Origin of the sequence: Nonomuraea sp. NPDC049421, assembly GCF_040677005.1 — a bacterium.
Lineage (GTDB): Bacteria > Actinomycetota > Actinomycetes > Streptosporangiales > Streptosporangiaceae > Nonomuraea > Nonomuraea salmonea.
Genome location: NZ_JBFAQA010000058.1, coordinates 1 through 13415, shown reverse-complemented (window position 1 = coordinate 13415; position 13415 = coordinate 1). Strand labels below are relative to the sequence as shown.

Annotated in this window: 12 protein-coding genes; 5 read left to right on the top strand and 7 right to left on the bottom strand. The window is 73.9% G+C overall.

What is annotated here, in order from left to right:
- Positions 1–3 precede the first annotated feature (3 nt).
- Positions 4–2757, bottom strand: a complete 2754-nt coding sequence (locus AB0K18_RS49430) for an AAA family ATPase (RefSeq protein ID WP_364929892.1) — start codon at positions 2755–2757, stop codon at positions 4–6.
- 103 nt (positions 2758–2860) lie between these two features.
- On the opposite strand from AB0K18_RS49430, the gene AB0K18_RS49425 reads away from it, so the two are divergent.
- Both AB0K18_RS49425 and AB0K18_RS49420 read left to right on the top strand, forming a co-directional pair.
- On the top strand, positions 2861–3475 hold the full coding sequence (locus AB0K18_RS49425) for a LysE family translocator (RefSeq protein WP_364929890.1): 615 nt from the start codon (positions 2861–2863) through the stop codon (positions 3473–3475).
- Positions 3476–3480: 5 nt separating this feature from the next.
- Entirely contained in the window at positions 3481–4032 is a 552-nt protein-coding gene (locus AB0K18_RS49420; protein ID WP_364929887.1) for a TetR/AcrR family transcriptional regulator, read from the top strand.
- A gap of 98 nt (positions 4033–4130) precedes the next feature.
- Here the strand turns inward: AB0K18_RS49420 and AB0K18_RS49415 are convergent, their stop codons facing one another.
- Positions 4131–4619, bottom strand: a complete 489-nt coding sequence (locus AB0K18_RS49415) for a TetR family transcriptional regulator (RefSeq protein ID WP_364929883.1) — start codon at positions 4617–4619, stop codon at positions 4131–4133.
- Between the two features lie 72 nt (positions 4620–4691).
- On the opposite strand from AB0K18_RS49415, the gene AB0K18_RS49410 reads away from it, so the two are divergent.
- Entirely contained in the window at positions 4692–5747 is a 1056-nt protein-coding gene (locus AB0K18_RS49410; protein ID WP_364929881.1) for an FAD-dependent monooxygenase, read from the top strand.
- A gap of 3 nt (positions 5748–5750) precedes the next feature.
- Here the strand turns inward: AB0K18_RS49410 and AB0K18_RS49405 are convergent, their stop codons facing one another.
- The 5 genes from AB0K18_RS49405 to AB0K18_RS49385 are packed head-to-tail and all read right to left on the bottom strand — an operon-like array spanning position 5751 to position 11524.
- On the bottom strand, positions 5751–6947 hold the full coding sequence (locus AB0K18_RS49405) for a hypothetical protein (RefSeq protein WP_364929879.1): 1197 nt from the start codon (positions 6945–6947) through the stop codon (positions 5751–5753).
- A 9-nt stretch (positions 6948–6956) separates the two neighbouring features.
- Complete coding sequence (locus tag AB0K18_RS49400; protein WP_364929876.1) at positions 6957–7337, bottom strand: Rid family detoxifying hydrolase; 381 nt, start codon at positions 7335–7337, stop codon at positions 6957–6959.
- 10 nt (positions 7338–7347) lie between these two features.
- Positions 7348–8424 carry an alanine racemase gene (locus AB0K18_RS49395; protein ID WP_364929872.1) on the bottom strand — a complete coding sequence of 359 codons (1077 nt, stop codon included), beginning with the start codon at positions 8422–8424 and terminating at the stop codon, positions 7348–7350.
- Positions 8425–8480: 56 nt separating this feature from the next.
- On the bottom strand, positions 8481–10007 hold the full coding sequence (locus AB0K18_RS49390; protein ID WP_364929869.1) for an amidohydrolase family protein: 1527 nt from the start codon (positions 10005–10007) through the stop codon (positions 8481–8483).
- 8 nt (positions 10008–10015) lie between these two features.
- On the bottom strand, positions 10016–11524 hold the full coding sequence (locus AB0K18_RS49385; RefSeq protein WP_364929866.1) for a DUF4173 domain-containing protein: 1509 nt from the start codon (positions 11522–11524) through the stop codon (positions 10016–10018).
- Between the two features lie 1275 nt (positions 11525–12799).
- On the opposite strand from AB0K18_RS49385, the gene AB0K18_RS49380 reads away from it, so the two are divergent.
- Positions 12800–12940 carry a hypothetical protein gene (locus tag AB0K18_RS49380; protein WP_364929863.1) on the top strand — a complete coding sequence of 47 codons (141 nt, stop codon included), beginning with the start codon at positions 12800–12802 and terminating at the stop codon, positions 12938–12940.
- A 292-nt stretch (positions 12941–13232) separates the two neighbouring features.
- Positions 13233–13415 (top strand): hypothetical protein (locus AB0K18_RS49375; protein ID WP_364929860.1); only part of this gene is annotated, 183 nt, incomplete at its 3' end.

Below are 13415 nucleotides of genomic sequence, written 5' to 3'. Positions count from 1 at the left end.
CGGCTAGGGCAGCAGGCCGAGGCGGCGGGCGGTGGCGGCGGCCTGGGTGCGGGTGGAGACGCCGAGCTTGCCGAGGATGTTGGACACGTGGACGCTGACCGTCTTGTGGGCGATGAACAGCCGCTCGGCGATCTCCCTGTTGGTCAGCCCCTCGGCCACCAGCCGCAGCACCTCGGCCTCGCGGGCCGTCAGCTCACCCTGCGGGGCGGACGCCTGCCCGCCGGAGGTGCCGAAGCGGGCGCGGCGCCCGAAGTCGAGCAGCGCGCTCTCCAGCGGCACGGCCCGCAGCTTGCCCGCCGCCTCCCTGGCCTGCTCCCACTCCGCCTGGGCCGCGTCGCGGTCGCCCGCCGCGAGCAGCGCCTCGGCCAGCCGCCAGCGGGCCCGCGCGGCCTCGTAGACGAAGCCGTAGCCGAACGCCTCGGTCACCCGCCGGCACAGCTCGACGTCGAGCCGGCCGTGCACGCGGTGCCACTCGGCCTCGACGCGCAGCGCCCACGCGCGGCCCTCGGGCCCGAGGTGGCCGCCTCCGCCGGTGGGGCCTGACTCGACGGCCAGCCTGGCCTGGGCGCGCAGGTCGTCGGCGCCCTCGGTGGTGCCGAGCTCGGCCAGGGCCCACAGGCCGATGGCGGCCATGCGGACGTTGCCCGACTCGCCGGGCACCTGCGCCGCGAGGACCGCGCGTACGTGGTCGAGCGCCGTGGCGGGATCGCCGTGCCACAGCGCGTGCTCGGCCGCGAGCCCCCGCGACATGTAGGAGGCGAGCGGGTCGGACCAGAACGGCCGCAGCCAGCTCAGCCGCGACTCGACCACGGGCAGGTCGCGTGCCACCTCGATGAACAGCGCGAACGACGACAGGATCGCCTCCGGCACCGTGCCCACCCTGGCGCCGAACCCGGCCGCCATCGTCTCCGCCGCGTCCCACTCGCCGGCGACGTAGTGGATGAGGAAGCGCAGGAACCGCAGGTCGGTGCCGTAGGTGCTCCACATGAGCCCGGCGTCGGAGGCCAGCCGGATGCCGTCGTCGGCCACCTCGGCGGCGTGTTCGAGCACGCCCTGCTCGTAGTGGATGCGGGCGTGGTGGAAGCGGGCCCGCAGGTCCATCGCGAGGTCGCCGGTGGGCCCCGCCATGGCCTTCTCGGCCAGCTCGTGCGCGCGGTGCATGTCGCCGCGCAGCTCGACGGACGTGGCCAGCGTGAGCAGCGCCCCGACCTCGGCGTCTCTGGCGCCGGCCGTGCGGGCCAGCTCGAGCGCCTTGGTGGCCAGCTCTTCGACCTCCTGGTGGCGCGGGCCCCACAGCAGCGTGCGGGCGTGGGTGGCCATGGCACGGGAGAGCGCCGCCGGCTCGTCCGCGCTCTCGACCGCGCGCTCGGCCACCTCGGCCGCGGCGGCCTCGTCGTCCATCTCGTAGAGGTAGTAGGCGAGCCGCTCGCTCACCTCGGACGTCTGCGGCAGCACCCGGAGCTGCGCCACGGCGCGGTGCTTGTCACCGCTGTCGGCGGCCATGACCGCGCTGCGGAAGGCCAGCTCGGCCCGGCTCGCCCCGGCCAGCCGCTCGGCGTCCTCGACCCGCTCCCACAGGGACAGCGCGCGGTCGTAGTGGCTGTGGGCTTCCGCGGGCGCGCCGACCCGCTCGGCCGCCCTGCCCGCCTCGATCGAGGCGGCGAACGCGCCCGCCAGGTCGTGACTGGCCAGGTGGTGGTGGGCCAGCTCGGCCGGCGAGGTGAGCAGGCGGGCGAACGCGGCGTGCAGCCGGGTGCGCTCGCCCGGCAGCAGGTCGGTGTAGACGGCCTCCTGGAGCAGGGCGTGGCGGAAGGCGTAGCCGTGGCCGCGTACTTTGAGCAGGCCGCGCGAGACGATCTCCCTGACCGCCTCCTCGAACTCGGCGAGCGGCAGCCCCGACACCTCGCGCAGCAGGTCGTCCTCGACCCGGCGGCCGGCCACGGCGGCGGCCCGCAGCACCTGCTGCCCGGCCTCCGACAGCACCTCGACCCTGGACAACAGCAGGCTGGCCAGCTCGTCGGGCAGGCTGTCGCCCTCGGCCATGGCGGCGTGGAGCTCCTCGGCGTAGAACGGGTTGCCGTCGGCGCGGGAGACGATGAGCCCGAGGCTCTGCGCGTCGATCTCGCCCAGGGTGGCGACGTAGTCGGCCATCTCGCCCGCGCCCAGCGGCCCCAGCTCCACGCTCGTCACCGTGGGAAGCCGCTTGAGCTCGGCGAGGACGGGCCTGAGCGGGTGGCGGCGGTGCAGGTCGTCGGTGCGGTAGGTGCCGACCACGCAGACCCGCTCGCTCTGCAGCATGCGGCTGAGGAAGACCAGCAGGTCACGGGTGGAGCGGTCGGCCCAGTGGAGGTCCTCGATGACGAACAGCACCGGCTGCACGTCGGCCAGCAGCCCGAGCAGCGAGCCGAACAGCCGCTGCTGGGTGAGCCCGGCGGACGGCGCGCTCTCCGTGCCGGGCAGCAACTGGCCCAGCATGGGGTGGGCGGCGGCGGCCTCGCGCACGGCGGGCTCGGCGCCCCGCAGCGCGTCGGCCAGCGGCAGGTAGGGCAGCGCGTCGCCCAGCTCGGCGCACTGGCCGACCAGGACGTTGAAGCCGCGCGTGCGGGCCTCGGCGGCCAGCTCGGCGGCGAGCCGGGTCTTGCCGATGCCGGCGTCTCCACCGACGAGCGCCACGCCGGCCACGCCATCGGCGGCGGAGCTCAGCGCCCGCAGGAGTCCGGCCAGCTCAGCAGAGCGCCCGACGAGTAGACCATTCACGTCTGCAAACTATGCCACGCTCGCCCGACAACAAATTGGTCCACGGAACGCCCACGGGATTGGCCCTCCTGGCCGGACCAAACCCGGCCTAGATTGCTCTTCCGTGATAGCTCCCTCCACCTTCGCCATCTTCGTGACGGCCAGCCTCGCCCTGGTCCTCATCCCCGGCCCCAACCACCTCTACATCACCGCGCGCGGCCTCTCCCAGGGTCGGGCGGCCGGCCTGGCCAGCGCGTTCGGCGTGGAGGCCGGGACGCTCGTGCACATCGCGGCCGCCGCCCTGGGCCTGTCGTACGTCATCGCGCAGTCCGCCACGCTGTTCGCCGTCATCAAGTGGGCCGGCGTCGCCTACCTCGTCTACCTGGGCATCCGCGCGTTCACCGCCAAGGACCAGCAGGCCGGCCCGCCTGAGCCGCAGCCGCTGCGCAAGGTGTTCCTCGAAGGCGTGCTGGTCAACGTGCTGAACCCCAAGGTGGCGCTGTTCTTCCTGGCGTTCCTGCCGCACTTCGTGGACCCGGACGCGGGCTCGCCCGCGCTCCAGGTGGTGGTGTTCGGCCTCACGCTGCTGCTGCTCGGCCTGATCTCCGACATCCTGTACGCCGTCACCGCCGGCGCCCTCGGCCGCCGCCTCACCCGCGCCGCCAAGACCCTGAAGTACGTCAGCGGCACCGTCTACCTGGGCCTGGGCGTACTCACCGCGTTCGCGGCGAGAGAATGACCTCCATGGCGCCCAGGAAACAGCGGGAGATCTTCGACGCGACCCTGCGGCTGGTGGCCGAGCGGGGCTATGACGGGCTGACCGTCGAGGGGGTCGCCGAGCGGTCGGGGGTCAACAAGACCACCATCTACCGGTGGTGGCCGTCGAAGGCGGCGCTGCTGGGGGCGGCGCTGGTGGAGTCCGACGTGCTGGGCCTCACCGTGGCCGACACCGGGAGCCTGCGAGGTGACCTGGTCGCGCTGGTCGAGGGGGTGCGGCGGCTGCTGACCGAGCCGCCGGGCAGCGACATCGCGGTGGCCGCGCTGGCCGCCGCCGTACGCCATCCCGAGCTGGACGGGCGGCGGTTCTTCGCCGACCGGTTCGCCAGGGAGCGCGCGGTCTTCGAACGCGCGGCGCGCAGGGGCGAGCTCGACGCGTCCGCCGACCCCCTGCTGATCATGGATCTGCTGGCCGGGGCGGTGTGGATGCGGGCCGTCCTGCGCGGTATGAAGGTCGGCGACGACTTCGCCACCGAAGCCGTCGCCCTAGTGCTCGACGGCGTGCGCCGGCCGGGCTGACCCCTCAACGCGCGCCGGCCAGGCCGCCTCGCGGCATGCGCCGGCGCTGGCGCGCGTGACCCTCGTGCCCCTGGGCCGGGCAGGTGACCGGCAGCGGGTCACCGCTCCTGGAGTGAGCGCAGTTCGCCGACCACGTCAGCGGCGGACGGCGCGTGGTCAGGGTCCACGAGCCACTGCAGCATCAGGCCGCTCACCAGGGCGAGCGGGACCGAGCCGCCCATCCCCTCCCGTCCCAGCCGCTGGCCCTTCGCGAGGTGCTCGCGGACCTCGGGTGAGCGTTCGGCCTGCACCGCGGCTTCGAGCTGAGCCACCCACAGCGCCCGGTGCGTGGTGAAGCTGTCGATCAGCGCCCGCCAGTGCTCCTCGGACCGATCGGTCGGCGCCCGGACGGCCAGCTCTTCCGCTAGCTCGTCCACGGCCTCGACCAGGGCCTGGGTGAGCAATGCCTCCTTCGAGCCGAAGTGGTAGCCGATGGCGGCGTGGCTGACGCCGGCGGCCGCGGCGATGTCGCGCACGGTCGTACGGGCCCACCCGCGCTCGATCAGGCAGCGCTTGGCACCCGCCAGCAGATCCTCCCGGTTTCCCATGCCGAGCAGCATACCGAGAGATTTGCCCAAATGGTTTGACCAAATGGACAAGACGCGCGTACGGTCAAGCCCATGACGACGATCCTGATCTCGGGTGCCAGCGTGGCCGGCCCCGCACTCGCGTACTTCCTCCAGCGCCAGGGCCACGCCGTGACCGTGGTCGAGCGGGCCCCCCACCTGCGCGACAGCGGCTACGGGGTGGACTTCCGCGGCCGGGCGCTCGACGTGCTCACGGACATGGGCGTGCTCGACGAGGTCCGCGCGCACGAGACGATGATGCGCGGCACGACGGTGGTGGACGAGCTCGGCGAGGTGCTCGCCGAACTCCCGAACGAGACGTTCGCCGGCGAGCTGGAGGTGCCGAAGCGTGAGCTGACCAAGATCCTGCACCGCCGCACCGCGGACGACGTCACGTACGTCTTCGATGACTCCATCACGGCGATGACCGAGCACGACGACGGCGTCACGGTCGCGTTCGAGCGCGCCGGGACGCGCGACTTCGACCTGGTGATCGGCGCCGACGGCGTCCACTCCGTCGTCCGGCGGCTGGCCTTCGGCCCGCAGCCGGGCGCGCTGCGCCACCTCGGCATGTCGGGCGTCGGCTTCAGCACCCCCAACCACCTCGGCCTCGACCACCGCTCGCTGATCCAGACCTCACCCGGCTCGGCGGTGCTGCTGTTCGGCCACGACCCGGCGGCCCCGCTCACGGTCAGCCTCTCCTTCGCCACCGACGGCCCTGACCTCGACCACCGCGACCGCCGTACGCAGGAACAGGCCGTACGCGAGGCGTTCGCCGGACGCGGCTGGGAGGTGCCGAGGCTGCTGGAGGCGATGAGCGCGGCCGACGACCTGTACTTCGCCTCCTCCTGCCAGGTCGTCCTGGACGGCTGGTCACGCGGCCGGGTGGCGCTGGTCGGCGACGCCGGCTACTGCGCGGCGCCCACCAGCGGCATGGGCACCTCACAGGCCCTCATCGGCGCCTGGACGCTGGCCCGGTGCCTGGCCGAGTCGGGCGGCGACCACGACGCGGCCTTCGCCGCCTACGAGACGGAGCTGCGGCCCCACGTCGAGGAGAACCAGGAGAGGGGCAGGGAGGCCGCGGCGATGTTCGGCGCGGGGACCGCCTGAGGGTCAGGGTGCCTCGGCCAGCGCGGACGGGATGCGGTCGAGCACCGGGTACGGCACCAGCCCGTACGCGTAGAAGTCGACCGCCATCGCCCCCGCCGCCTTCGCGCCGCGCGCCTTGGCCACCAGCCGGTCGGTGGAGTCGCTGTCGGGGTGACCGGGCCGCAGCACCGCACGCACCTCGCGGTCCTTGCCCACGGACCGCAGGTAGGCGCCCACGTCGTCGGCCACCCGCGCCGCGTCCCGCGCGTACGCCAGCACCCCGAACGCCGGCACGAGGTCACCGAGCGCCACCAGGTCGACGCCGAACTGCCAGGCGTCGTGGGCGGCCAGGCCGGGGGTGGGCAGCCCGTCGGTGTATCCCTTGACCGCCCCCGTCGAGTCGATGAACACCAGCTTCGAGCCCTCGTCGGCCACCGCCGACGCCACCTCGGAGACCAGCGTGGTGACGGTCTCGGAGCGGGCGCGGGCGTAGGCCACCACGTCGGGCCCCGCGTACGCGGTGAGCGCCGCCCTGGTGACCTCGCCCTGCGCGGGAGGGTCGCCGTCGAAGACGCCGCCCACGATGCGGGCGCACTCCTCCCGCGCCACCTCGGCGTCCACGCCCAGGTCGGTGGCCCGGCGCAGGCAGTAGTCGCAGAAGCAGAGCCCGAACAGGTAGGCGTCCATCGGCCCGAGCGGCACGAACGAGCGCTGCGGCTTCAGCGGCCTGAAGTGCAGCGACTCGGCCACCACGCTGTCGGCCCCGAGCCGCGCCACCGCCCTGGCCAGCGCCACGGCGTAGTCGCGTACGTCGGGGTGCGCCGGGCACAGGTCGGTGAGCGAGCCGCGGTCGCCGAAGCAGTCGCGTACGGTCACGTCGGGATGGGCGGCGCCGAGGGTGGCGTTGCGCAGGAAGACCGTCCAGGCGTGCAGCTTCATCGACCGCCGCGCGCACGCCTCGGCCAGCCCGTCGAGCGCGTCGGTGTAGCCGGGTACGGGCCGCAGCCGCAGCCCGTCGAACAGTTCGGGCGGCGGCGTGAAGTGGGCGCCGTCGTGGCGCAGGGTCAGCCGGGACAGCCCGTGGGGGGTGACGTCGCGTGAGGCGTGGTGGACGGCGCCGACGGTGACGCCGGACACGCCGTAGCCGCTGAGCCTGTCGAGCACCCGCTCGACGCCCTCGCCGCGCAGGTCCTCGACGAAGACGTACACCGAACTGTCCACAGCCGCACCTCAGGCGCTCTTGTGCGCGACGAAGTCGATCTCGACCAGGATGTCCATCAGCTCGGAGCCCACGGTGGTGCGCACCGGGTAGGGCTGGTTGAAGTAGGACTTGTAGACCTCGTTGTAGGCGGCGAAGTCGCGCTTGACGTGCTGGAGGTGCACGGTGGCCTTGACGACGTCGTCGTAGCCGAGGCCGTGGGCGGCGAGGATGGCGCCGAGGTTGCGCATCACCTGGTGGGTCTGGGTGGCGACGTCGTCGCCGACGAGTTCGCCGGTGTGGGGGTCGAGCGGGCCCATGCCGGAGGTGAAGACGAAGTCGCCGACCACGAGCCCCTGGGAGTAGGCGCCGACCGGGGCGGCGCCCTCTGTGGTCCTGAGCTCCTTTTTCACGAGATCTCCCCTAGAAGTTGGTGCGTATCGTGCCAACGACACGGTAATCCCGGTCCACCAGCGGCAGCACGCGCCACTTGTCGAAGGCGGTGCAGGGGTGGGAGATGCCGAAGGCCAGCAGGTCGCCCGGCTTGAGCCCGGCGGCGCGGACCACGGTGTGCTGGTCCTGCATCTTCATGATCGTGACGCCGCCGCGGCGCGGGATCGGCAGGCCCTCGTCGTAGGGGGCGTCGCGCTTGCCCATGCCGACGATCGCCAGGCCGGGCTCGGGGGTGGACAGCACGTGCGCCCACACCTCCAGCGCCGGGCGCAGCTCGCCGTCAATGCGGTTGAACGGGGTGCGCTCGCGGTAGAAGCCGTCGTCGTGGGTGACGTACGCGCCGCTGCGCAGCAGGATCCGCGCCTGGGTGGCGACCAGCTCGCGGCCGATCACGTCGAACCACTGGCTGCCGCCGACGGTCAGGACGGGGCGCTTGAGCCGGACGTACTCGACGGCATCCTGCAGCGCCGCCAGATATTTCCGGACGTCTTCCGCGCTCTTCAGCCCGCCCTCGTAGCCCGCCACCCCGGCCAGCTCCACGCCTGGCGTGCGCTGCGCGTACGCGGCCACCTCAAGCAGCCGCTCCAGCGACCGGCAGCCGGCCCGGCCGCCCTCGTGGCCCAGCTCGACCAGCACCCGGAAAGGGCGTTTCCCCGCGTGCCCAGCGAGGAGGTCGAGCCCCGCCTCGGAGTCGGCGAAGCTCAGCAGCTCGAACTCGGGGTCGCGGTCCAGCTCCGCCGCCGCCCAGGCGAGCCCCGCGGGATCGACCACCTGGTTGGCCACCATGACGCGGCCCACGCCGAAACCCCTGACGGTCGCGGCCTGCCGCAGCGTCGCCACCGTGAGCCCCCACGCGCCGGCGGACAGCTGCATCGCAGCGATCTCCGCCGACATGTGCGTCTTGGCGTGCGGCGCCAGCTCCATGCCGTGATCGCGGGCGAAGGCCGCCATCGTGGCGACGTTGTGCTCCAGCGCGTCGCGGTGCACCACCATCGCGGGAAACTCAAGGCCGCCGTCGAAGACCGACTGACCGAGGATCGCCGGCACCACACCCCCTTCGTCCGGGTCCGACCCTATCCCAACCAGGCTCTCCGGCCGCGCGCTCACGGGCGCAGCGCCCGGCCGGGGGTGGCCCCGGTCAGCTCGCCGCGCGCCAGCACGGGCACGCCGGAGACCAGCACGTCGTCCACGCCCTCGGCGAGCGTGCGCGGCGCCGGATAGGTGGCCAGGTCGGTCACCGTGGCCGGGTCGAACACCACGACGTCCGCCGCGCAGCCCTGTCGCAGCAGCCCCCGGTCGAGCAGGCCGAAGCGGCGCGCCGGGTGGGCCGACAGGTGCGTCACCGCCTGCTCCCACGTCCAGTCGCCCAGCTCCCTGACGTGCCTGGCCAGGAACCTGGCGAACGCGCCGTGGCCGCGCGGATGCGGGTGGCCGCCCACATAGATGCCGTCGGAGCCGCCGGTCTGCGAGGGGTGGCGGAGCATGCGGCGTACGGACTGCTCGCCCTGCGGGCCCTCGTCGGGGCGGGCCGTGACCACGCCCGCCTCCAGCCGCGTCTCCGTCAGCAGCCGCCGGCAGAACTGCGCGGGCGAGACCTCCGCCCGCTCGGCCGCCGCGACCATCGTCAGGCCCTCGGCCCACTCCAGCCCCGGCGCGTGCGAGACGGTCAGGCGCGGCCAGACGGCGTCCAGCGTCGGCCACCAGTCGTCCAGCACGCCCGAACCGATCATCTCCATCGCCGCTTCCGGCTCCGCGCCCGGCACCGACGGCGGCAGCACGACCATCGCCAGGATCGTGTTGCCGCGCAGGTAGGGGTAGGTGTCGAAGGTGAGGTCGACGCCCTTGCCGAGCGCCTGCTCGACCAGCGGCAGCAGCACGTCGGCGGGGCCGTGCAGGTGGGAGACGTGCACCGCGGCCCCCGACAGCTCGGCGATCTCCATCACCTCCGTCATGCCCGTCTCGGCGCGCTCGCCGTAGGCGCGCATGTGGGTGACGTACGGGAGCCCGCCCAGCGGCGCGCACAGCGCGGCCAGCTCCGCCGCGTCGGCGTAGCGGCCCGGCAGGTATTCGAGGCCGCTGGACAGCCCCACCGCGCCCTCCGACAGGCCCTGCTCGACGCGGCGTACCATCGCGTCGAGGTCGGCGGGCGCGGCCTTGTCGGGCGACGGGCCCATGACGTCGTAGCGGATCGTGCCGTGCGGCAGCAGGTACGCGGTGTTCAGCGCCACCGCCCCGTCATAGCCGTCGAGCAGCTCGCGCACGCTCAGCGGCCCGTCGGTCAGCGCCCCGTTGACCGCGGCGAAGTAACGCGAGGCGTAGGCCACCGTCGCCGCCGAGCCTGGCGCGAACGACAGCCCGTCCTGGCCCAGCACGAACGTCGTCACCCCCTGCCGCAACGCCGCCCGCTGCACCGCCGGATCGAACACGGCGGCGTCGCCATGGGCGTGGCAGTCGACGAACCCCGGCGCCACGAAGCGCCCGGTCGCGTCGATCACCGCGCCCGCCCCTGCCGGGTCGATCCTGCCGACCGCCGCGATGCGATCACCCGAGATGGCCACGTCCGCGCGGAACGGCGGGGCGCCCGTGCCGTCGAGCACCCGGCCGCCGCTGATCACTACGTCGAAGGTCACTCCAGGATTCAATCAGAGCCGCCGGCCCGCACCGCTCCGCAGTCCGGGTGGTACCGCACAGGGTGCTCGGCCAGCAGGGCCCGCGCCTGGGAGCGGGCCAGGTTCCAGCCGTTCCACGGTTCGGGGTAGTACAGGCCGTTGGCCTGGACGACGTCGTGCAGCACGCAGCTGCGCTGCGGCTCGGGCAGCCGGTCCAGCGCCGGCACCGCCTCCGCGCCCAGGTCTCCCAGGTAGTCGGAGTCGAGGTTGGTGACGCCGCGGATCTCGACCTGCGTACGCGCGACCTGAAGGTCGGGGTTCGCGAGCGAGAACAGGCCCAGGCTCAAGCCCGTGACCAGCACGATCGTCCGGGGCAGCCAGCCCGACCTGCGGCCCGCCAGCCGCGCCGCGCCCGCCACCAGCACCAGCGCGAACAGCGCGCCCAGCCAGTACACCGTCGCCTGCACCGACAGCCGCAGCCGGGACAGGCCGTACGCGTCGGTGTAGAGGTTCATCCGGTGCAGCGCCGAGGCCAGCACCACCATGGTGAGCCCGCACAGCACGCCGAGCAGCGCCGCCAGCATCCAGCGTTCGCGCCGGTCCACCTTCAGCAGGCCCGCCGCCACGGCCACGATGCCCAGCACGAACACGCTGACCACCACGAGCTGGAAGAAGCCCTGCCTGGCGTACTCGGCGTAGGTCAGGCCCGCCGTCCGCAGCACCAGCGTGTCGCCGCCGAACAGAACCCTGATCTGCACCGCCACGAACGCCGCGAACAGCAGGTTCACCGCCGTCAGCGGCACCAGCCAGACGCTCGTGCTGACCCGGAACTTGGTCCCCGGCCCCACCGGGTCCGCCACCGGCCGCAGCGCCACCAGCACGACCGCGGCCAGCAGCACACCGAACAGCGCGAACAGGAAGATCCGCAGCGGAATCGACTCCGCCCAGGCCGGGGTGGCGGTCAGGCGGTCCACGTACGAGGCGAACACCGCGTCGGCCGACGCGAACAGCAGCCCGAACACCAGCAGCAGCACCGCCGTGATGCCCAGCGCGGCCAGCATCGGCAGCACCCTGCGCCGCGCCGTCAGCCGTTTCATCGGCACCGCCAGGAACCACGGCACCGGGCCCAGCGCCAGCAGCACCGAGAAGCCGCCCCTGATCACGCCCAGCCAGCCCGCGCCCGCGCCCGACACGGCCAGAGCGCCCAGCCCCGCGCCCGCGATCAGCAGGAGCGCGACCAGCCAGTCCGCGTCGCGCACCGCCGCCATGGAGATCAGCCAGTACGCCGTCACGCCGAACGCCACCGTCCACGGCGTCATCCGCCGCAGCAGCGCCGGCAACGCCGCCCCGCCCAGCACGACCGACACCAGCACCAGCCCCAGCCCCACCTGCGCCTCGGGCAGCGCCACCGCCGCGAACACCCCCGCGCCGGCCGCCGCCGGCACCATCCACCCGGGCGGCTCAGGCAGCTCGGGCCGCGGGAACAGCGGCGGCGGCACGTACGGCGGCACATAGGGCGGCCCCCCGCCCTGCCCCACAAGCACCTGCCCCGCCGCAACCTGCCCTTGCCCCAACTCCCGCCCACCCACCTGCCCAGCAGCCGAGCGCCCCGCGCCGACGTGCGCCGCACCCGAGTGCCCCGCACTGGAATGCCCCGCACTGGAATGGCCTGCACCAGAGTGAGCCGCACCAGAATGGCCCGCGCCGGAATGGGCTGCACCAGAGTGGCCCGCGCCGAGATGGGCCGCACTTACGTGGCCAGCCCCGGCCTGGACGGCCGCACTGGAGTGGGCCGCAGCCGCGTGTGCCGCCTCGGCCGGCCCCTTGAGGCCCACCTGCCCCACGTCGCCAGATGCCCCCGCACCCTGCCGACTCCCCACACCAGGTTGTGCCGCGCCCTTCTGGCCTCCCACACCAGGTTGTGCCGCGCCCTTCCGGCCTCCCGCGCCGGGCTGGGTCGCGTCCTGCTCACCCCCCGCACCGGACCGACTCGTCGCACCGCCCGTCGCGGCCGGCCGGTTCGCGGACGCCGGGGGCTGTGCGGTGCTCTGGTGGTAGGCGACCTGCCGCCGGTGATACTCCGCCACCGCCGCACGCCGCCCCGACCCCGCACCCAGAGCCGCACCGACAGCGCCCAGCAGCGCGGTACAGCCGATGAGCGTGACGAGCGCCGCCATGTCACCCATGGCCACACTGGCCAGCACGGCGGCGAACATCCCCACCATGAACCCGACCAGCACCCCGACGACCCCGCCCGCGATCATCCGCACCAACCCACCGGCCCCACCCCCGAACCCCGCCGCCAGGGCCCCCACCCCCGAGTACGACCCACCGGCATCGCCCCCCACCGCGACACCAACCCCCTTCACAGGCACCGCCCCCTCGACATCAGCACGTGCGCCTTCCGTGAGCGCCTCCCGCCCGCCCAAGCCCGCCTCAGCGCTCGCGCCAGCGGAAGGGGCAGCGGAAGGGGCAGCGAGAGCACGGTCGCCGCTCGCCATAGCGCCCCCGCCTTCCACCAACGCCCCGCTCACACCCGCGTCCTGCGGGGACTCGCTCACGCCCCCGCCCGCGTCGGGGGTGAAGGCACCGGTGCCGGCGCTACGCGCATCCGCCTCACCGTCCTCGGCGACCAGGCCACCGGCATGCGCGCCCGCACCTCCAGGCTGAGCGTCCACACCGTCCGCTTGTGCGCCAGCGGAACCGGTCAGGGCCTCCGCCCCGCCGGCGAGCGCGCGCGAGATGCCGATCAGGGCGCTGACAGCGTCAGTCTCCGCGCCAGCGGGACCGGTACGGGTGTCCACGCCACCGGCATGCGCGGCCCAGACGCCGGGCTGGACGTCCACACCATCGGTCTGCGCGCCAGCGGGACCGATGAGGGCGTCCGCGCCGTCGGCATGCGCGGCCGGTGCGCCGACGGCGGTGCCCGGGACGGCGTCGGCGGACGCGTGTGACGAGTCGCCGCCACCTGCGGCGGCGCCGCCTCCCCGCACGGAACCAGCCACAGCAGCGCCTGCCCCCTCGGCGCCTGCCCCCTCGGCGCCTGCCCCCTCGGCGCCTGCCCCCTCGGCGCCTGTTCCCACAGCACCAGCCCCTGCGGGGTTTGCTTTGGCGGCGCCGGCCCCGACAGGGGCTGGCCCTGGTGCGCCAGCCGGCTGCGGATCGCCTATCAGCGGGCCTTCCCCACCCCCCGTGGCCGGGAGCGCGGAACCGGGTGCCGGTTCGACGCCTCTGGGGAGGTCAGGGGTGTCGGAAGGCAGGGGGGTGTGGGCCATCGTGGTTCTCCCTGGTAAGTCGACGACCATGCGGCAGCCCGCGCAGTCGTCGATGCGGATGGCGCCCCCGTGCAGCTCGACGATCTCCTTGACGATGGCCAGCCCCAGCCCCGCGCCGCCGGAGTCGGCGGCGCGGCCCGGGTGGAGGGGGGAG

Coding starts and splice junctions, on each gene's coding strand:
- AB0K18_RS49420 (WP_364929887.1), top strand. CDS start 3,481: ATGGCGCCCAGGAAACAGCGGGAGATCTTCGACGCGACCCTGCGGCTG.
- AB0K18_RS49415 (WP_364929883.1), bottom strand. CDS start 4,619: ATGGGAAACCGGGAGGATCTGCTGGCGGGTGCCAAGCGCTGCCTGATC.
- AB0K18_RS49410 (WP_364929881.1), top strand. CDS start 4,692: ATGACGACGATCCTGATCTCGGGTGCCAGCGTGGCCGGCCCCGCACTC.
- AB0K18_RS49380 (WP_364929863.1), top strand. CDS start 12,800: ATGCGCGGCCCAGACGCCGGGCTGGACGTCCACACCATCGGTCTGCGC.